Below are 19002 nucleotides of genomic sequence, written 5' to 3' on the forward strand. Positions count from 1 at the left end.
ATGGCGAGCCGTCCGGGCATTGGCGCGGCCGGCCCCGGGTTTGCCTCTCAACCCTCCGCGTTGACAAGGCTTCGCAAAGACGATTGATCTTGCGCATCTCCGGGAAGTCGCCCCGGCACGGATTTCATGCCCCCTCGTCACAGGATTTTCCGATGGCCGCCTCTTCACCTCAACTTATTATTATTCCCGATCTCGCCGGCAAGGTCGTGCTCGTCACCGGTGGCTCGACGGGCATCGGAGCGGCGCTCGTCGAGGCCTATGCCGCGCAGGGCTGCCGCGTCGGACTGCACTACAACGCCAGCCATGACGTCGCCCTGGCTCTTGCCGCGCGGCTCAACGACGGCGGCGGCAACGTGTTTCCCGTGCGAGGCGACTTTTCCGTTTCGGCCGACGTCATCCGCGTCGTGGAAGACACCGCCGCGCAGTTCGGCCAGCTCGACGGCCTGGTCAACAATGCCGGCGGCATGCTCGGCCGCGTCGCCTATGCCGACATGACCGACGAACACTACGACAAGGTGATGGATCTCAACGCCCGCTCGGTGATCACCGCCAGCCGCGCCGCTATGCCCTGGCTCAAGCAGCACGGCGGGTTCATCATCAACACCTCGTCGGTCGCGGCGCGCAACGGCGCCGGCGGCGGGGCAGGGCTCTACGGCTCGGCGAAGGCCTTCGTCTCCAACGTGACGCGTGGCATGGCGAAGGAACTGGTCGGCCTGAACATCCGCGTCAACGCCGTGGCGCCCGGCGTCATCCTGACCCCTTTCCACGACCGCTATTCGACGCCGGAGCAGATGAAAGCCATGCTCGCCACCATCCCGCAGGGACGCGCCGGCACGGCGGAAGACTGCGTCGGCGCCTACCTGTTCCTATCGTCGAACGCGCTCAGCGGCTACGTGACCGGGCAGGTGATCGAGGTCAATGGCGGGCAGTTGATGCCGTAGATGTCGCGCGAGCGCGCCCGGACCGAGGTTAATACCGGAGTCCAGGCGCTTCGGGGGGCAACCCCGCGGTGCCACGTTCGATCACAACGCATCGTCGCCGCGGCGTGATTTCAACTGGCTTTGTTTTCATCCAGCCAGCCAGCCGCCGCTGAAACCGGCGAGGCGAAGGCCGTCGGCGATCGGCTTGCAGCGGCGCATCAGCGTCCACAGGAAGTCGGAGCGATGGTTCTCGATCATCAGCGCCATCGGTCCCTGGTTGATCGCAATGGTCTCCGGCGCGATCCATCCCGCCGGACGGCCGCGGCCGACGCCGTAGGTGGGATTGAAGCTGGCGGTGAAGCCATAGGCGCAGTCGTCGCGCAGGCCGATTTCGTGGAGATGGCGCAGCGCCGGAAGCACGATCTCGGGTGCGAAGGGGAGCGAGGTAGCGACCGCCCAGGGTGACAGCGTGCCGTCGTCCGGCCCGTCCGGAATGCCGCGCGCCAGGTAATCGTAGAAGCTACGCCGGACCCCATGGATACGCCGTCGCGCCGGGCCGGGGCCGTCGCTGGCCGTTATGCCCCAACAGTTCTCGCCGTAGCCGACAAAACCGTTGGGATTGCGGATGGCATAGGCGCGCTGCGCATAGGTGGCGCGCCGGCTGTTCTCGAAATAATCGATGCCATGCCGGCGCATGAAATCGTCCTGGATACCGCGAAAGTCGATCCAGATGTGCGAGAGCTGATGGATGAAGAGGGGATCGGCGTGAAGATACTGCTGGTCCTCCACCGTGCGCCAGCGGAAGCTTTTGAGATAGGCGTGGTAGGCGTGAAGCGAGAGGGGATGCGTGGGCGAGGCAAGGCCCAGCACATGCATGATGATGGACTCGTCATAGCCGTGCCAGCGATATCTGAGGAAGCGGCTGCGTGGTTTCCAGCCGAGCGCGACGGTCTCGCCGCCATGCTCCGCCCAACGCCAGTCGACACGCCGATAGAGCGCATCGGCCAGATCGCGGATTTCCGTCTCTTCCGGGTCGGGTTCGTCGAAATAGCAGGCGGCGGCCAGCGCGCCGGCGATCAGGATGGCCGTGTCGATGGTCGACAACTCGCAGTTCCAGACCCGCCGGGCGGTATGCATGTCGAGGAAATGATAGAAGAAGCCGCGATGGCCGCTGCAGTCCTCGCGGGTGCCTTGCGGCAGTTGCCAGAAGAAGCGCAGTGTCGTCAGCGTGCGGGCGCGGGCTTCGGCGCGGGTAAGATAGCCGCGCGCCACGCCGACGGGATAGGCCGTCAGCGCCATGCCGACCGCGGCGATGCTGGCGGGCGCGCCGTCGTGGTCGCGGTCAGCGACCAGCCCGTTTTCGGGATTGGTCTCCTTCATGAAATAATCGAAGGTGTCGCGCTGCAACGAGGACAGCATCGCCTCGTCGCCCGGATGGATGAGCGCGTCGGCGGAATGGAGTGTCTCGGAATTTCTCAGCATAGGTAAGCGGTCTGCTTGGCGGGCGGCGGCTTCGCGGGAGTCGGGCGACGAGCATCCATGCTGCCCGCCGCAAGTCAAGCAGGCTGCTGCTCGTGAGCGCTTAAGGCATGACCTCGGCAAGACAGCAATTCTCCCCAAGCGCCGGCGGTCCGGCCGTTGCAAGCCGGGATCGTGCAATTCGCGGCTCCTGGAGAAGAACGATGACACCGACCGACGCCTATCTCGCCTCATCCAAGGTGATGGACGATCTACGCAAGCTAAACGCCCGCTTCATCGACAATTTCGTGACCAACGACGTGGCCTCGCACGACGCGATGCTGCACGAGCGGTTTATCGGCATCCGCAGCGACGGCAGCCGCATCGACCGCGCGTCCTATCTGGAGCAATGGGCGAGCGGTTTCGACCCGGACGTGATCGTCTACTGGGATGTGCGCGACGAACTCATCACCCTCATCGGCGATGTCGCCCTGGTGCGGGCCACCAACAAGCATGTTTTCCGTCATGACGGCCATGAGGAGACTGGCATGACCACCTACACAGACACTTATCTCTTCGAGGCCGGCGCCTGGAAATGCATCCAGGCGCAGATCACGCCTGTTGCCCCAAGCAAGGGACCTGCCGACGAGACAATTGTCAGCGTCTATGTGAACGGTGTCCGTGAGGAGCGGCAAAGCGAATGAGGCCGCCCTCGATTGCGGCCCGCGTGAATGCACGATTGGTGTCCAGCCGTGCGGTCCTCGCCGGCGCGGCTGGGCGGAGTTCGATCCTCAGAACAGCCCCTCGATCTGCCCCATCTCGTTGAGGAAGATCTTCTCGGACGACGGCGCCTTGGGCAGGCCGGGCATGGTCATGATCTCGCCGCAGATCGCCACGACGAAGCCGGCGCCGGCCGACAGACGCACCTCACGCACCGGAACGACATGGCCGGTCGGCGCGCCGCGCAGGTTCGGGTCGGTCGAAAAGGAATACTGGGTTTTTGCCATGCACACCGGCAGGTTGCCGTAGCCGGCCTGCTCCCAGGCATGCAACTGGTCGCGAACGCTCTTGTCGGCGATCGCCTCGGAGCCGCGATAGATGCGCTTGACGATGGTGTCGATCTTGTCGAACAGCTTCATGTCGTCGCGATAGAGCGGCGAGAATTGCGAGGCGCCGCTTTCGGCAAGCTGCACCACTTTGTGCGCCAGTTCCTCGATGCCGGCCGAGCCATGCGCCCAGTGCTTGCACAGGATCGCCTCCTCGCCCATGGCCTCGACATATTCCCGCATCGCGGCGATCTCGGCTTCGGTATCGGAATAGAAATGGTTGATTGCCACGACCTCAGGCACGCCGAACTGCTTCACGTTCTCGATGTGGCGGCCGAGATTGGCGCAGCCCTTCTTCACCGCCTCGACATTCTCCTTACCGAGGTCTTCCTTCTTCACCCCTCCATTCATCTTCATGGCCCGCACGGTGGCGACGATGACCGCCGCCGCCGGCTTCAGCCCGGCCTTGCGGCACTTGATGTCGAAGAATTTTTCCGCGCCCAAATCGGCGCCGAAGCCGGCCTCGGTCACCACGTAGTCGGCGAGCTTCAGCGCTGTCGTGGTCGCCACCACCGAGTTGCAGCCATGCGCGATGTTGGCAAAGGGGCCGCCATGCACGAAGGCCGGGTTGTTCTCCAGCGTCTGCACGAGGTTCGGCTGCATGGCGTCTTTCAGCAGCACGGTCATCGCGCCGTCGGCCTTGAGGTCGCGGGCATAGACCGGCGTCTTGTCGCGGCGGTAGGCGACAATGATGTCGCCGAGGCGCTTTTCCAGATCTTTCAGGTCGTTGGCGAGGCAGAGGATCGCCATGACTTCCGAAGCGACGGTGATGTCGAAACCGGCCTCGCGCGGAAAACCGTTGGGGACGCCGCCGAGCGAGCAGATGATCTCGCGCAACGCCCGGTCGTTCATGTCCATCACCCGGCGCCAGACGACGCGGCGGGTGTCGATGCCTTGTTCGTTGCCCCAGTAGATGTGGTTGTCGATTAGCGCCGACAGCAAATTGTGCGCCGTGGTGATGGCGTGGAAGTCGCCGGTGAAGTGGAGGTTCATGTCTTCCATCGGCACGACCTGCGCGTAGCCGCCGCCGGCGGCGCCGCCCTTGACGCCGAAGTTCGGGCCGAGTGACGCCTCACGGATACAGGTGATGGCGCGTTTGCCGATGCGGTTCAGGCCGTCGCCAAGGCCGACGGTCGTCGTCGTCTTGCCTTCGCCGGCCGGCGTCGGGTTGATGGCAGTGACGAGAATCAGCTTGCCGTCCTTGCCGCCGCGCTTCGATTTGATGAATTCGGCCGAAATCTTCGCCTTGTCGTGGCCATAGGGCAGCAGGTGCTCGGACGGGATGCCGATCTTGGCACCGACCTCCTGGATCGGCTTCTTCTTGGCGGCGCGCGCGATCTCGATGTCGGATTTGAACTCGGCCATGATGCTCCCCGGAATTCGGTTATGATGGTTTCGCGGCGGACGATCCGCGTGTTTTCAGGGGCGCATAGAGCCTCACGGCGCAAATCCGCGCCGTCTCAAAACAGCCGCCCGATGCACGGAATGCGACAGGGCTGAACGGCGTCGCAAACCCGGCGTCCCTATGCGCCTGCACAGGCGTTTGTGCTGCGCAACCAAAGTTGTCATCCTGCGTTCTCGGGTGCCGGCAATTCTGCCGGCCGCACCCGGGATAATCACGATGACGATACTCGCCGCCAAGGCGCCTCCTCGACTCGTGATGGATCGATCGCTGGCGGCGCTTGCCGCGCTGAATTTCTTTCTCGCGGATGCCCGAGATGGGCTCGGGCCGTTTCTCGACGCCTTCCTCGCCACCAACGGGTGGTCGCCGCTCACACTGGGCTGGATCGCCACGACCGGCGGGCTCATCGGCCTGCTCGTCACGCCACTCTGCGGCGCGTTTGTGGATGGGTCGACATGGAAGCGGGCCTTGGTCGGAGGGCCTGTCATTCTGGTCACAGCGTTCGCGCTGGTGACGCTGCTCTTCCCGAACGAGGCGATCGTATGGCCCGGCCAGATCGGTACGGCGGTGCTGGGCGCGATGGTTGGGCCGGCCCTGGCAGGACTCACGCTTGGCCTGGTGGGGGAAAGGCTGTTTGCCCAACAGGTCTCGCGAAACGAGTTCTGGAATCATGGCGGCAATTTCGCCTCGCTCTTCGCCGTCTTCATGCTGGTGTCGATTTACGGCCAGAGCGGTGTGATCTGGCTGATGATAGCGACGGCGACGGGCGCGCTGATCGCCGTGTGGGCCATCGACCCCAAGCGGATAGACCACAATGTGGCGCGGGGCCTGGCAAGGGATGACGGCGCGCCAGGCCCATCGGGCCTCAAGGTGCTGGCGGCGAGCCGAGGGCTGATCCTGCTTGCAGTGGTGATGCTGATCTTCCACTGGGGCAATGCCCCGATGAGCAGGCTGATCGCCCAGCAGTTCTCAATCGAGCTCGGCACGCCGTTCAGGACCACCGCGATCATAACCGGCATCTCCCAACTGACGATGGTCTTCGCGGCACTCAGCGCGCCGTTCCTGATCCGGCGGTTCGGCCTTGGCGCGGTGTTCCTGATCGCGCTGGTCGCCCTGCCGATCCGCGGCCTGCTGGCCGGCAGTTTTTCCGATTTCTGGGTCGTCTATCCGGTCCAGATCCTCGACGGCGTTGGCGCCGGACTGCTTGGCATCGTGACGCCCGTGGCGGCCGAGCGCCTGCTCAGCGGCACCGGGCGGTTCAATGTCGGCTTCGCGGCGGTGATGACCGTGCAGGGGATCGGCGCCTCGCTTAGCAATGTCGTCGCCGGCTGGATCGTGACGGAGGGTGGTTATGGACTGTCACACTATTTCGGCGGAGCGATCGCCCTTGTTGCCCTGGGAACATTCCTCGTCTATCGGGCGGAGATAGCGCCATCCCGCGAAGAGACTGTCCATGGAGCGTAGCGCGGCAGCCCTACGTGGCCCCGCCCGCGTGGCCGTCAGCTGCTTTTACTGCGCCAGCACGTTGCTGATCTCGACCATGTTCGACCGCACACGCAGTACGTAGAAACCCATCGTCGTCAAATGCGAGGCGAAGATGCCGGTTTCGCTGCTGTTGAGGATGATCCATGGCTGCATCTTCAGCGCGGCGACGAACTGCGCGTCCATGGTCTGCCAGAGGCTAGTCAGGTTGCGCTGCTTGATGACGTCCTCGAAATCGGCCTCAGCGGCCTTCATCAGCCCGTAATAGGCGTAGAGCTGGCCGTAGGCGAACCAGAAGCGGTCATCGGCGCGCAGGTCGAAGAAGCCGTAATTGTAGTTTTCCGCGCGATCCTTCAACAGGGCTGAGGTAGAGCCGATGTCGCTGGCGATGCGGTCGAGATAGATCTTCAGATTGTCGGCGCGCGCGTCAAATACGGCCTGGCAGCTTTCCAGCCGCGCGTTGAAGGAGCGCAGTTTTGCGATGGCGTCGCGATAGTAGCTTGGCGTCGGCGTCTTCGGTCCGAAGGGCTGCAGGCCGAAATACCAGGTCTCCTCGTCGAACTGCATGTTGCCGCGGGCGTCCTGCAGGTCGCCGTCGATCTGCGATGTCGTGCGCACGCGGCCCAGATTGTCCGCCAGTTCGGTGGTGGTGCGGCGGATCGCCTGATTGATGCCGCGCTGGAACGACGCCTTGTTGTCCATGAACGGCGTGTGGTCCCAGTCGATGCCGAACAGGCCCAGCTTGTAGAGGATCATCGACGAGATCCAGGCATTGTCGTTGACGTTGAACTGGATCAGGTACGCGCTGACGTCGGCAATGGCCGAGCGTCCGCAGGTCCGGGAGGAATCAGTGCCTGAACCCGCCGCGACCTGCTCGCCGGCCGAGACGTTGCGCTTCTCGAACGTATAGGCGTCGACGTAGTTCGGATTGAACCCGTTCCAAACCTGGGTGACGTAGACGAACCTGCCGTAGAGCGCGAGCAGCACGATGATCGCGGCGCCGAAGACCAGCTTCAGGATCCAGCCGCTCTGCATGTACCAGCGGCCGAACCACATGAATGGCCACAGGATGATGCCGATGACGAAGCCGATCGCCTTGCCGATCATCTGGAAGATCCAGGTGAAGAAATTCACGATCGGATCGAGCATTCGGTCATCACTCCCTCAAGGACTGCCGGCCGTCCCGCTGCCGGGCTATTCCAGGTCAGTCCGTCAGCCCGTAGAGCCGGTTGCGCAGCCCCTGCTTGTCTTTCAGATATGAGGTTTTCAGCGTGTTCACAACATAGGCGCGGAAGCTTTCGCCCCAGCCTAGGTAGTCGCGGTAGAAACCCTGCTTGTTGAAGACGTAGCGCGACACGAAGTCCCAGGGGACGAAATCCGAGATCAGCCGGTTGGTGAGCCAGGCGTCGGGGTGGTCGGGTTTGGCTCGAATCGCCAGGAAACGGTGTTTTGGAAACACGTCCTCGATCTTCAACTGGCCAAGATGGGCGATCTCACGTTTCGCGGCGTTGAGGAGCGGGAAGGTGCCGTCGCGGGCGATCAGGTCGGCATGACCGTGGATCCAGGTCTGCAGCCAAACCTTGTCCGCCTTCTGAAAGTCGGTGTCCGGCTGCGTCTGGTGGATCAGCGAAGCGATCAGCATCTCGGCACGGTGCTCGAGATAACCTGATGTCTCGATCCACGAGGCGCGGGGTAACTCGATCCGGCCTGTCGAGGCGAGGAAGGAAAACACCTTGTCGGCGTCGCCGGTGGAAAGATAACTCACTTGCCATGGCCGCGAGCGGCGGAAACCGGGCGCCGACGGGTCGCTGATCACCGTCGTCATGTCGGGATCGACGAAAACATAGATGCCGCCGAAATGGCTGGTCCAGAACGCGTTGTGGCGGAAGATCACCTGGTCGGGCACCAGCGCGTTCTCGCGGATGTCGCCACAGACTTTTGCCAGCTCGACCATGCGGTTCAGCATGGCGTCGTCGCGCCAGGCGTCGGGCTCCTGTTTCAGTCGGTCGACCAGTTTTCCGAGTTCGGAGGCCTTGCCGAGCACGTCCTCGGCCGACAGCACGCGGAACTCGACCTGGTTGATCGAGAGCAGATCCTCGATGTTTTCGACCCTGGTGACCGAATCCTCGATCTCGCCGTAGATCACGTCCTTGATGGTCAGCGCGTTGATGGCGCGCTGGTTTTTGGTCATGAATTCATAGAGCAACTGCGAGGTGTTGGAGAACGCGGTGTGCACAACCGGCAGGTCGACCTGCGCGGGCGTCAGGATGATGAAGCGGCGGTTGACCTCGTTGGGATCGAGATAGAGCGGGTCGCCAAGCTCGTCCGCCACCTGCGGCGAGAAACCCGTGCGGTCGATCTCGAAGGAATTGCGCTTGGTCGCCGGCAGGCCGAAGGCCTTCAGCGCCTTGTTGTAGCGGTCGACCAGATGCGGTTCCTCGACCGGCAGGAGGCGGCCGTAGATGAGTTCGTTGTCGCGCAAGAGGTCCATGGCCCGGCCTCAACTATCAAGGACAGCCAGAGTGACGTTCGCTTGGCGTGCCGCGCTCGCCAATTTCTTGTCGAATGTGGCGAGAGGCAAGCTCATACGCTGCGCAAGGTCGAGATACACCGCGTCATATACGGTCAGTCCATAGGTGTCCGCGAGATTGGCAACCGTACCGAGCCGCTTGAACCCATCGACGTCATGTACCAGCTTCAACCTTTCCATGAAGGTTAAAGCCTCGTCGCGCGCCTGATGGTCGATGCGGCCGCGCCGGGCAGCCATCGTTACTCCGTTGGCAAATTCGGCGCGAAAGATGAAGGGCACGTGCCCGCCGCCTTTGATGACGTCATCGAGAATGGCATCTGCGGCGGCGCTGCTCTCGTCGGGCAACGTCCACGCAAGGGCCATCGAATTGTCGATGACGACGCTCAATACCGGCGTCCCTCGTTGATCAGGTCTTTCAAGCCTTCCGAGCCGCGTCGCGCCTTTTCTCGGATCGCTCTCAGCCCAGCCGCCGCCTGTCTGGCCTCTTCGATGTCCCGGCCCTCGGCAGCCACCAGCCTCGCCACCGGCTTGCCGTTGCGGGTAATGGTAATTTCTTCCCCCGCCTCGACCAGATCGAGCAGCGAACTCAACCGGTTTTTGGCCTCGAAAGTACCGACTTCGCGCATTGCAGTTCACCTCAAGCTAGCTTAGCTAGATATATGGCGTTCCATCTATTGTATCAACGGGACGCGGGGTCACGCGTTCCACAGCCCCTTCGCCTTCAATTCTTCCATCTCCTTCACCGCCCGCTCGCGCAATCTCGCATCGCGGATCAGCTTGCCCACCGCGGCGTCGTCCGACTTGTCCGAATATCGGAATTCGCTGTCGGCATAGCGGTTGATCTCCTGCATCACCATGTCCATCGAGAACGGCCCGCGCAGTTCCTCGATCATCGCCTTCTTCTCGTCGTAGCCCTTGTGCATGAAGGCTTCCGGCTTCTCGAACCAGTCGTCGGGCAATTCGATGTCCATCGCCCGCATCTTGATGGCGTCGGTGACGTTCTTGATGGCGCGGCCGGTGAAGCGTGGTTCGGCTTCCTTGATCATGTACAGGTACTCGCCGATATCGGCGAGGGTCTTCGGTTCGCCATTGTCCTTCATGAAGCGCTCGAACACCTTCACCAGCCCGTCTTCCTGCGGTTTGGCGTGCTCCTCATAGGCTTCGGTCACGGCGCGCTGGATTTTCTGTGCGGCATAGAGCTGGTGGTCGCCCAGCGGGATCTTGTGGTTCTTGCCGGCGAGAAGGACAAAAATGTCGACGTAGTCGTCGCGGGTTTGCGGGCCGTCCACCAGCCAGCGGGCGCCGGCTCGCTGGCGCAGCGCGTCATCGACATTCTCGGGATAGTTGGAGAACATGCCGAAGGAGCAGTTGCCGCGCACCACCGTGCCGGCGCCGGCGAAAGCGTCCATCAGCACGCCGGTGATCTCCTGCTGGCCGGCCGACGCCCGGTCGTCCGAACGTTTCGCCGCCACCTGGTCGATGTCGTCGATGGTGCCGAAGCCGATGGCGCGGGTATCGAGCACGTTATTGATGAACTGCCGGCAGTTCTGGCCGGATTTGCCCTGGTAGGACGAGATCTGGTCGACGCCGAAATTCTCGTAATGAAAGGGATAGCCTGCGACCTGCGCGTAATTGTTGACCAGCCCGGCGATCATCTGGATCAGTGTCGTCTTGCCGGTGCCTGGCGCGCCGTCGCCGATGAAGGTGAAGAGGAAGCCACCGAGTTCGACGAAGGGATTCAGTTCCCGGTCGAAATCATAGGCCATCAGCATTTTTGCCAGCTTCACCGACTGGTACTTTGCGATGTGGTTGCCGACGACTTCTTCGGGCTTCTTGAAGGTCATCACCAGCGGTTTGGTCTTGCGGCCCGGCGCGACATCGAAACCGTCGAGGGTGAAATCGTCGGAATCAATGCGGATATGCGCGTCCTCGAAGGCGCCGAGCGCGCCGTCGAAGCGGCCTTTTCGCGACAACAACCCGTCGATGGCGGTGCGCGCAAAAGCCTTGGCGCGGGTCGCCAGGTCGGCTTCGTCCTTGACGCCGGCAACCGCCTGGTCGAGGCCGGCAACCAGCGCCTTCAGCGCATCCTGCGGCGTGTCGAAGACGAAGTGCGGTTCGGCCACGTCGTTGGGCGCCTCGCCGTCGCTGTCGACGAGTTGCCAGAGATAGGAAGCGAAGGAGAAGGCCGAAACGTAAGCGCCGGCCGACAGAAGTTTCTTGAACTGCGCCGCATCGTCGCCTTCGAGCGGGGCGCGGGCGTTTCTTGCCTGCAACGTCTCCAGGTCGGTGCTCTTGGCAAAAACGTCGGCAACCGCCAGCGCGATTGCGAGGCCACGCCGGGCGCGGAACAGCAGCGTGTGCTGGCCGATCGACATCAACTGGTCGTCGGGGCGGACCGCGCCCACCGTCTTCGCCAATTCGACCTCGCGGGTGCGGCGCACGGAGCCTGTCGATACGGTCGAGACGAAGCGCCGGCCGGTGCCGGCCAATGCCGTGCCGGACTGGCCGGTCGAATCCTCCAGCACGACGACGCGCGTGATCATCGACTGCGCAATGGCGCGGTGCTTTTCAATGTCGGCTTCGGAGATCGTGGTCAGGCCGGCGTCCATGGTCACTTCCTCATCGGGATGATCTTGCCGGTATCGTCGGACGAATCCTGGGCCTGATGCGCTGCGGCGAGATACATGTCGAGCGTCTGGTCCAGCCGGCCGAACAGCAAGCTATCGAAGGCGGCATATCCAGCGCCGCGCTGTCCCGCCTCCAGCGCCGCGATATAGGCGGGCTGATCCTCCGGACGGATGGCGATCGGAGGATAGCCGGCGCGCGCCAGCACGAGGTTCATCAGCAGCCGCGCTGTGCGGCCATTGCCGTCATTGAAGGGATGGATGCCGACAAGTTTTCGGTGCGCTTCGAAGGCGATACTCGGCGTATCTTTCGCGGCGGCAAGCCAACCTCCAAAAGCCCGCATCAAGGCGGGGATCTCCAACGGAGCCGGAAAATCGAAGACACCGGCATCGGTGTTCACATAACGCGGGCGATCGGCGTAACGGCCGGCGATGACCGGGCCGGATTTCGCCATCACCAGCCGATGTAGGTTTCGCAGGTCGGCTTCGGTGATTGGCGTGTCGCGCTGCGAGGCGATTTCCATCACCCAATCAAGAGCCGTTGCGTGATCGATCGCTTCGAGATGGTCTTTGAGCGGCTTGCCGGCCACCGTGATGCCCTTCTCCAGCACCAGGGCCGTTTCACCGGCGGTCAGCGTATTTCCTTCGATGGCGTTGGACGTATAGGTGATGTCGATCCGCTGGCTGTGTTCCAGTCCTTCCAGCGCGCCCGGACGGATCGCCCTCCGCAGAGTGTCGAGCTGCTGCTTCTTGGCCGAAACGGTAGCGAGCGAGGTCATTCGCCTCGCCTCGCCGGATGGTCGATCGTGCCGATGGTCGCCCGGCGCTCACACATCGCTGATCACCTGTCCCTTCGACAGGATGTGCACCTTGTAGCCCAAAAAAATCTTCTGCGTTTCGCCGGCGGCGTACAGCGCCTGATAGGCCTCGTGCGGCACCAGCGCGTGTTTTTCGTAGGACGACACGCCCTGGCGCGCGGCCTCCAGATCGTCGGTCTCGATGTGGAATTCCTGCGTCGTCTTCTCGCTCGACCACAGGCCCTTGCGGCCAGGCTTCTCCGCCTTGGAAAACACTTCCTGCAAGGTCCAGGTCAGCAGCCAGGCGTTTTCCGGCCGGCGCACCTTTGAGAGGACTTCGGAGACGACCGAATTGTTTTCGGTTATCCCGGCCGAATAGAACGGGCCGAGCACGACGCGGCGAAGCTGTTTCGGATGCAGCGTCTCGAAATCCTTGTCGAGATTGGTGGCAATGGTGACCGGCGACAGCGTGTAGGATGAATTCTTCTCGGTGAAATCGTCGAAACGATGCGCCAATTCGGGATTGAGCAGGCCGTCGACGGGTAGGGGGATTTCCACCTTCTCGTTCAGCTTGCCGTTTTCCGCCACCAGTTGCTGGACCATCGCCGGAGAGGAATCCTCGATCGTCGCCATATAGATCAGCGGCAGGTTGGCGCTGCCGTCGAACGATGCCCAGTGGACGAGATAATAGGGCCGGAACGTCTTTGGATTGACGGAAACCTTGACAGTCTGCGCCAGGTTGAACGGGCTGAACACCGCGCCCGCGCCGACATCCTGCAGGTAGAGCCGCTCGGCCAGCGAGCGCTGGAGGGCTTCGGGGAAATCCTTGTGGCGCAGGATGAAGTCGGCCATCTCCTTGCGCAGTTCGTCCGGTTCGGGGATCGCCGCCAGCCGCTTGTCGGCGGTGCGGCGGTCGTTCTCCAGTTCCAGCAGGTTCTGGAACACCGGAAAGCCGCTCTCGGCGCGCGAGATGCGGAATTTTTCCATGAAACCCAGTCGGTTTTTCCAGCAGGCGAAGGAAATCTCCAGCCGTGCGATGTAGTCGGCGACCACCTTGGCGACGATGCCATGACGGTAGAGCGGCGAGGAATCGTCGCGCATGAAGATGCCGAGCCCGTCCAGCGCCGCTGTTATGGCATCGAAATAGCGTATCGCGGGGTCGTCGGCAGGGGTGGTCATGGCGCCTTACCCTCCCCCTTGTGGGGGCCCGAAGGGCGGGCGAGACCGGTGGCTCGCCCCGGCAAGTCGATCCGCAAAGCGGATCGGGGTGGGGGTATTTCAGACAACGGAATTTTCAACCCCCACCCCGTCTCGCCAATCTCGCTGCGCTCGCATGGCTCGCCGACCCTCTCCACAAGGGGGAGGGTAAGACCTTTACGACTGCACATAATCCGAGGCGTTGTGCTTCCTCAGCACCTCCTCGAAGCGCCTGGCGAACGCGTCGTCGGCGAGCTTCTTGCGGCGCTGGATGTCAGATGTCGCCACCATGTTCTTCTCGTGCATTTCAAGCAGGTCGCCGATGTGTTTCTGCGCGGCGGCGCCGATGCCGGCCATGGTCTCTTCCGCAGTGTTGTCGACCTGGCTGCCCAGCGTGTTGATCTTATGCGCCACTTCCTGCTGCGCGGCGGTCTTCAGAGAATCCTCCAGCGCCTTGTAGAGGACGATGCGCTGCTCGGTGTCGATGGTCAGCTTGTTTATCAGCGTGTTCTGCGCGGCGATCTGGTTGTTGAGTGAATCGACGAAGGTCTGGAACATCGAGGTGTAGCGCTCCAGCGTCTGGCTTTCGGCCAGCAGTTCCTGTTCCTTCGCCTGCTTCTCGTTGTATTCGGTCGCCAGCTTCGAGCGCTCGCCTTCGAGTTCGGTGCGCTCTTTCTGGGTGGTGGAAGCGGCGATCTTGTTCTCGATGTCGAGCAGCAGCGGGTTCAGTTCCTCGATGCGCTTCTGCACGGCTTCGAGGTTGGTCATGGTGCCCTTGCGCCGCTCGATCACCGCCCCGAGGCTGGTTTCGGAGGTCTTGTAGCGCTCGGCCAGAACCTGCTTCTGGGCCTTAAGGATGCCGACGATGGTGTCCGACTTCGACAGCAGTTCCTGGAGATTGCCGGCCAGCGACATGTTGCGGACGCGGTCGGTGCGCATGCGCTGCTTCGATTCGTCGGAGAAGATGCCGACAAAACTTTCCCAACCGGTGAAACTCTTCATGTTCTCGAATTCGGAGCCGAAGGCGTTGGTGGCGTCCTCCAAGCCGATGATCAGGTCGGCGATGTTGCTCTCCATCACCTTCTGCTGGTTGATCACGTCCGCGATGCGGGCGTTCTCGATATCGAACTCGGCGGCGCCGATCTTCTGGTCGGTGGTGGCGAACTTGTCGAGCACGGTGCCCGATTGCTCGATCTTGGAGCGCATCTCCTGGACGACCTTCTGGGTCTTCGCAATCTCGGCATCGAAATTCTGCAAGGTCGCCATTCCAAATCTCCCGCCAACGGCCTCAGGTTGCAGCGAATATATGTGGGGCATACGGCGAATGAAAGACGCTTCCGCCAAGCGTTTTTCTTCGTCGAAATCCGGCGCCTGCAGTTTCACGCGGCAGTGGGCGGCGCGAATTGTCGCCTTTGGACAATCGCTTGGCGTGCATTGCGCCGTCGAGCGGCTTGAAACAGCGGAAGAATGGTGTTTGGCTTGTGAAACCGGGCGGGAGAAAAATCGTAACTCCGCCTAGCCGACAGAATCACAATGGGAGAAATTTAATGTCGCGTATGAAATCATTCGCCGCCGGCCTCGGTCTGGCAGCATTTCTTTCCGCCGGCACGGCTTTTGCCGGCGATGCCGAGAGCTGCAAGAAGGTCCGTCTTTCCGACGTCGGCTGGACGGATATCCAGGCGACCACGGGCGTCGCCTCGGTGCTGCTGACGGCGCTCGGCTACGAGCCGGAGGTCATTCAGCTCTCGGTGCCGGTCACCTATGCCTCGCTGAAGAACAACGACCTCGACGTATTCCTCGGCAACTGGATGCCGTCGATGACCGCCGACATCAAGGACTATGCCGCCGAAGGATCGGTCGAGACGATCGGCGTGAATCTGGAAGGCGCCGGCTACGGCATCGTCGTGCCATCCTACGTCGCTGCGGGCGGCGTCACGACGCTGACCGATCTCGGAAAATTCAAGGACAAGTTCGGCGGCAAGATCTACGGCATCGAGGCCGGCAATGACGGCAACCGCATCATCCTCGACATGATCTCGAAGCCGGAGAACAATCTTGAAGGTTTCGAACTGGTCGAATCCTCGGAAGCAGGCATGCTTACCCAGGCCGAGCAGTCGATCAAGGGTAATGAGTGGATCGCCTTCCTCGGCTGGACGCCGCATCCGGTGATGGGCGCCATGAACCTCAGCTATCTCGACGGCATGGGCGATTCCGGCTTCGGCGCAGCCACCGTCAGCACCAATGTGCGCAAGGGCTACGTCACTGAGTGCCCGAACGTCGGAAAATTCATCGGCAACCTGAAGTTCAACCTCGACATGGAAGGCGTGATGATGGACGCCATCCTGAAGGGCAGCGACGCAAACTCGGCCGCCACGGAGTGGCTGAAGGCGAATTCCGTCGCGGTCACGCCGTGGCTGGACGGTGTCACCACCTTCGACGGCGGCGACGCGGCGGCGGCGGTCACGACGGCGCTGGGCGGCTGAGCCGGCCGGCATATGGGAATGGTGAAGGGCAGTCGCCGCAAGGGGGCTGCCCTTCTTAGACGGCTATGACATGATCGGTTGCGGCCGCGGGCGGGAGGCCGGGAACAACAGGGGGTGAAATGGATCCGATCTCGAAATTCTTGGCGGCCTACAAGATCCCGATCGGCGCCTGGGGCAAGGCGTTCTTCACCTTCCTCACCGACCATTTCAACGCTTTCTTCCGCGGCCTGTCCGGCGGCCTGAATTTTCTGCTCGACGGCATCGTCGACGGGTTGCTTCTCCTGCCCCCGGTGCTGCTGGCGGTGCTGATCGCCGCGCTCGCCTGGTATCTGCAACGGTCACGCAATCTCGCCATCGGCGTGCTGCTCGGCCTGCTGTTCATCATCAACCAGGGACTGTGGAAGCAGACCGTCGAGACGCTGGTGCTGGTCGCCGCCGCCGCCGCCGCCTCCATGGCGATCGGCGTGCCGCTCGGCATCTGGGCGGCGCACAAGCCAAAAGTCTATCGCATCATGCTGCCGATCCTCGACCTGATGCAGACGCTGCCGACCTTCGTCTACCTGATTCCGGTGCTGACCTTGTTCGGTCTCGGCAACGCGCCGGGCCTGATCGTCACCATCATCTTCGTCATCCCGACCGCGGTGCGGCTCACCCATCTCGGAATGACCAGCATACCGAAGGCGATCGTGGAGGCCGGCGAATCCTTCGGCGCGACCCGGAGCCAGCTTCTGTGGAAGGTCGAGCTACCTGCCGCTTTGCCCACAATCATGGCCGGGCTGACGCAATGCATCATGCTGTCGCTGTCGATGGTGGTGTTTGCGGCCCTGATTGGCGCCGGCGGGCTGGGCACCGAGATCAACCGGGCGCTGGGCTCGCGCAAGATCGACCTCGGGCTTGAGGCAGGGCTGGCCATCGTGGTGCTCGCCATCGTGCTCGACCGGATGACGCGCATCGGCGTGGGAGGCAAGAAATGAACGTTGCCGTCGATTTCAAAAACGTCGACATCGTCTTCGGCACCGATACCGCCGGCTCGCTGGCGATGATCGACAAGGGCGCCACGCGCGCCGAGATTCTTGAGCAGACCGGCAATGTGCTCGGCTGCGCCGGGGCCAACCTGACCGTCAACGAGGGCGAGATTTCCGTCCTCATGGGCCTGTCGGGTTCGGGAAAGTCGACGCTGCTGCGCGCGGTCAACGGGCTCAACATCGTTTCGCGGGGCCAGGTGCTGGTGAAGGAGGGCGACCGGCAGGTCGACGTCGTCTCCTGCGACGCGGCGACGCTCCGGCGCCTGCGCCAGCATCAGGTGGCGATGGTGTTCCAGCAGTTCGGACTGCTGCCGTGGCGCACTGTGGAGGAGAATGTCGGCCTGGGGCTGGAGCTTTCCGGCGTGCCGGAGGCCGAGCGCAAGGCGCGTGTGCTCAAGCAGTTGCAGCTCGTCAATCTCGACCCCTGGGCCAAGAAATACGCGCACGAGCTTTCCGGCGGCATGCAGCAGCGCGTCGGCCTGGCGCGGGCCTTCGCCACCGAGGCGCCGATCCTGCTGATGGACGAGCCGTTCTCCGCCCTCGATCCGCTGATTCGCACCAAGCTCCAGGATGAACTTTTGCAGCTTCAAAAGACGCTGAAGAAGACCATCATCTTCGTCAGCCACGATCTGGAAGAAGCGCTGAAGATCGGCAACACGATCACCATCATGGAGGGCGGGCGGATCGTGCAATCCGGCGCGCCGGAAGACATCGTGCTGAAGCCCGCCAACGCCTATGTGCGTGATTTCATTGCCAATGTGAACCCGCTGTCGGTGCTGACCGCGTGGAACGTGATGCGTGACCGGCGCGATCTCGAACCCGCCGGTGAAGGTTGGACCTGGCTCGACCGCCGCCGTACGACGCGCTTCAAGGTCGACAGCGACGGGCTGGTGGCCGCCGCCGAGCGCGAGGGCAAGCCGGTCGAATGGGTGTCCTGCGCCGATGTCGAGTTGCACCCGGAAGATGGCACGCAAGTGTTCTGGGCAACGCCCGGCACGACGCTCAAGACCGTCATGCTCGCCATGCACCGCTCGCAGACCGCGCCCGTGGCGTTGTTCGACGAGCAGTCGCGGTTTGTGGGCGCTATCGGCATCAGGGATGTGCTTAGCGCGGTGCTGCGGCGGTAAGTTCTTCTATTTTTTCAGAGAGATGGGAGGAACTGAGCTTTCATGCCTCCTTTCCTGATCGCCGGCCCTGCAGACGCCGCCGTCACATTGCTCCTCGCCCATGGCGCCGGGGCGCCGATGGATTCGGCGTGGATGAATTCGCTTGCTGAAAAGCTGACCGAGCAAGGCGTTAGGACCGTCCGCTTCGAGTTCGGCTACATGGCGGCGCGGCGTCAGGGGCAGCGAAAACCGCCACCGCGCGGCGAGACGCTGATGCCGGAATATGTTGCAGCCGTCGAGGCGCTGGGCGCTGCGGGAAAGCTGTTCGTCGGTGGAAAATCGCTGGGGGGGCGGGTGGCGAGCATGGTCGCGGACGCGCTTTTCCATGATGGAAAAATCGCCGGGCTGGTGTGCCTCGGCTATCCGTTCCATCCGCCCGGGCGGCCGGATAAGCTGCGGACCAAACATCTGGAATCGTTGACGGTTCCGGCCCTGATCTGCCAGGGGACACGCGATCCGTTCGGCACGTGGGACGAGGTCGAAAACTATCCGCTTTCGCCCTCGACGGAGCTATTCTGGCTGGAGGATGGGGATCATGACTTCAAGCCGCGAATGCCACATTCGCTGGATGGCCATTTGAACGATTTGGCGGCAAGGGTCGCGAAATGGATGGCGGGTCGGTAGAGTAGGGTTGGAACGAGGACCCGTATTTTCGCATGGCTTGGCGCGGTGCCGTGCGCCGATCGTGTGGACCGGAAGCGCCGGTTGTGGCATTATGGGTGTCTGGACATCGGCGTTTTTACCGATGATGGACGTCCTTTCACATGATCACAAAGCCTGCCTTCGCGAATGAGATTTCGTCACGGTTTCAA

The 19002-nt window shown here is 62.7% G+C and carries 18 protein-coding genes; 8 read left to right on the plus strand and 10 right to left on the minus strand.

Annotated elements, in window-relative coordinates; translation table 11 throughout:
* The first annotated feature begins 152 nt into the window (after nucleotides 1-152).
* Nucleotides 153-941 (plus strand): SDR family NAD(P)-dependent oxidoreductase, encoded by a 789-nt coding sequence (locus ACSBOB_RS11855; RefSeq protein WP_442582590.1) that lies wholly within the window; start codon nucleotides 153-155, stop codon nucleotides 939-941.
* 126 nt (nucleotides 942-1067) lie between these two features.
* Here ACSBOB_RS11855 and ACSBOB_RS11860 read toward each other — a convergent pair whose 3' ends face one another.
* Nucleotides 1068-2339 (minus strand): glucoamylase family protein, encoded by a 1272-nt coding sequence (locus tag ACSBOB_RS11860; RefSeq protein ID WP_442583714.1) that lies wholly within the window; start codon nucleotides 2337-2339, stop codon nucleotides 1068-1070.
* 263 nt (nucleotides 2340-2602) lie between these two features.
* Between ACSBOB_RS11860 and ACSBOB_RS11865 the strand changes: the two genes are divergently transcribed.
* The gene (locus tag ACSBOB_RS11865; RefSeq protein WP_442582591.1) at nucleotides 2603-3082 is read left to right on the plus strand and encodes a nuclear transport factor 2 family protein; all 480 of its coding nucleotides are present in this window, start codon (nucleotides 2603-2605) and stop codon (nucleotides 3080-3082) included.
* 87 nt (nucleotides 3083-3169) lie between these two features.
* On the opposite strand, the gene ACSBOB_RS11870 is transcribed toward ACSBOB_RS11865, so the two are convergent.
* Nucleotides 3170-4849, minus strand: coding sequence for a formate--tetrahydrofolate ligase (locus tag ACSBOB_RS11870; RefSeq protein ID WP_442582592.1), 1680 nt, complete (start codon nucleotides 4847-4849; stop codon nucleotides 3170-3172).
* Between the two features lie 256 nt (nucleotides 4850-5105).
* Here ACSBOB_RS11870 and ACSBOB_RS11875 point away from each other — a divergent pair, with 256 nt between their 5' ends.
* A complete protein-coding gene (locus ACSBOB_RS11875) occupies nucleotides 5106-6350 on the plus strand; it encodes an MFS transporter (protein WP_442582593.1) in 1245 nt (414 codons plus the stop codon).
* A 45-nt stretch (nucleotides 6351-6395) separates the two neighbouring features.
* Here the strand turns inward: ACSBOB_RS11875 and ACSBOB_RS11880 are convergent, their stop codons facing one another.
* The 8 genes from ACSBOB_RS11880 to ACSBOB_RS11915 form a co-directional block, all read right to left on the minus strand.
* Nucleotides 6396-7517 (minus strand): DUF2333 family protein, encoded by a 1122-nt coding sequence (locus ACSBOB_RS11880; RefSeq protein ID WP_442582594.1) that lies wholly within the window; start codon nucleotides 7515-7517, stop codon nucleotides 6396-6398.
* Nucleotides 7518-7572: 55 nt separating this feature from the next.
* Entirely contained in the window at nucleotides 7573-8859 is a 1287-nt protein-coding gene (locus tag ACSBOB_RS11885; RefSeq protein ID WP_442582595.1) for a DUF6638 family protein, read from the minus strand.
* Between the two features lie 9 nt (nucleotides 8860-8868).
* Nucleotides 8869-9285: a type II toxin-antitoxin system VapC family toxin gene (locus ACSBOB_RS11890; protein ID WP_442582596.1), complete on the minus strand. Its 417-nt coding sequence runs from the start codon at nucleotides 9283-9285 to the stop codon at nucleotides 8869-8871.
* A complete protein-coding gene (locus tag ACSBOB_RS11895) occupies nucleotides 9282-9524 on the minus strand; it encodes a type II toxin-antitoxin system Phd/YefM family antitoxin (RefSeq protein WP_442582597.1) in 243 nt (80 codons plus the stop codon). Before ACSBOB_RS11895 ends, ACSBOB_RS11890 begins: the two co-directional genes overlap by 4 nt.
* A gap of 69 nt (nucleotides 9525-9593) precedes the next feature.
* Nucleotides 9594-11507, minus strand: a complete 1914-nt coding sequence (locus tag ACSBOB_RS11900; protein WP_442582598.1) for an AAA family ATPase — start codon at nucleotides 11505-11507, stop codon at nucleotides 9594-9596.
* Between the two features lie 2 nt (nucleotides 11508-11509).
* Nucleotides 11510-12301, minus strand: a complete 792-nt coding sequence (locus ACSBOB_RS11905) for a Fic family protein (protein ID WP_442582599.1) — start codon at nucleotides 12299-12301, stop codon at nucleotides 11510-11512.
* A 48-nt stretch (nucleotides 12302-12349) separates the two neighbouring features.
* The gene (locus tag ACSBOB_RS11910; protein ID WP_442582600.1) at nucleotides 12350-13498 is read right to left on the minus strand and encodes a hypothetical protein; all 1149 of its coding nucleotides are present in this window, start codon (nucleotides 13496-13498) and stop codon (nucleotides 12350-12352) included.
* Between the two features lie 195 nt (nucleotides 13499-13693).
* Nucleotides 13694-14782, minus strand: a complete 1089-nt coding sequence (locus tag ACSBOB_RS11915; RefSeq protein ID WP_442582601.1) for a hypothetical protein — start codon at nucleotides 14780-14782, stop codon at nucleotides 13694-13696.
* Nucleotides 14783-14840: 58 nt separating this feature from the next.
* Between ACSBOB_RS11915 and ACSBOB_RS11920 the strand changes: the two genes are divergently transcribed.
* From ACSBOB_RS11920 to ACSBOB_RS11940, 5 genes are all read left to right on the plus strand, one after another.
* Nucleotides 14841-15035: a hypothetical protein gene (locus ACSBOB_RS11920; RefSeq protein ID WP_442582602.1), complete on the plus strand. Its 195-nt coding sequence runs from the start codon at nucleotides 14841-14843 to the stop codon at nucleotides 15033-15035.
* A 28-nt stretch (nucleotides 15036-15063) separates the two neighbouring features.
* Nucleotides 15064-15999, plus strand: a complete 936-nt coding sequence (choX, locus tag ACSBOB_RS11925) for a choline ABC transporter substrate-binding protein (RefSeq protein WP_442582603.1) — start codon at nucleotides 15064-15066, stop codon at nucleotides 15997-15999.
* A gap of 119 nt (nucleotides 16000-16118) precedes the next feature.
* Nucleotides 16119-16973 carry a choline ABC transporter permease subunit gene (gene choW / locus ACSBOB_RS11930; protein ID WP_442582604.1) on the plus strand — a complete coding sequence of 285 codons (855 nt, stop codon included), beginning with the start codon at nucleotides 16119-16121 and terminating at the stop codon, nucleotides 16971-16973.
* A complete protein-coding gene (choV, locus tag ACSBOB_RS11935) occupies nucleotides 16970-18151 on the plus strand; it encodes a choline ABC transporter ATP-binding protein (protein WP_442582605.1) in 1182 nt (393 codons plus the stop codon). Before choW ends, choV begins: the two co-directional genes overlap by 4 nt.
* Before the next feature lie 42 nt (nucleotides 18152-18193).
* Entirely contained in the window at nucleotides 18194-18814 is a 621-nt protein-coding gene (locus ACSBOB_RS11940; protein ID WP_442582606.1) for an alpha/beta hydrolase family protein, read from the plus strand.
* Nucleotides 18815-19002: the final 188 nt, after the last annotated feature.

This window comes from Mesorhizobium sp. KACC 23794 (assembly GCF_052180275.1).
GTDB lineage: Bacteria > Pseudomonadota > Alphaproteobacteria > Rhizobiales > Rhizobiaceae > Kumtagia.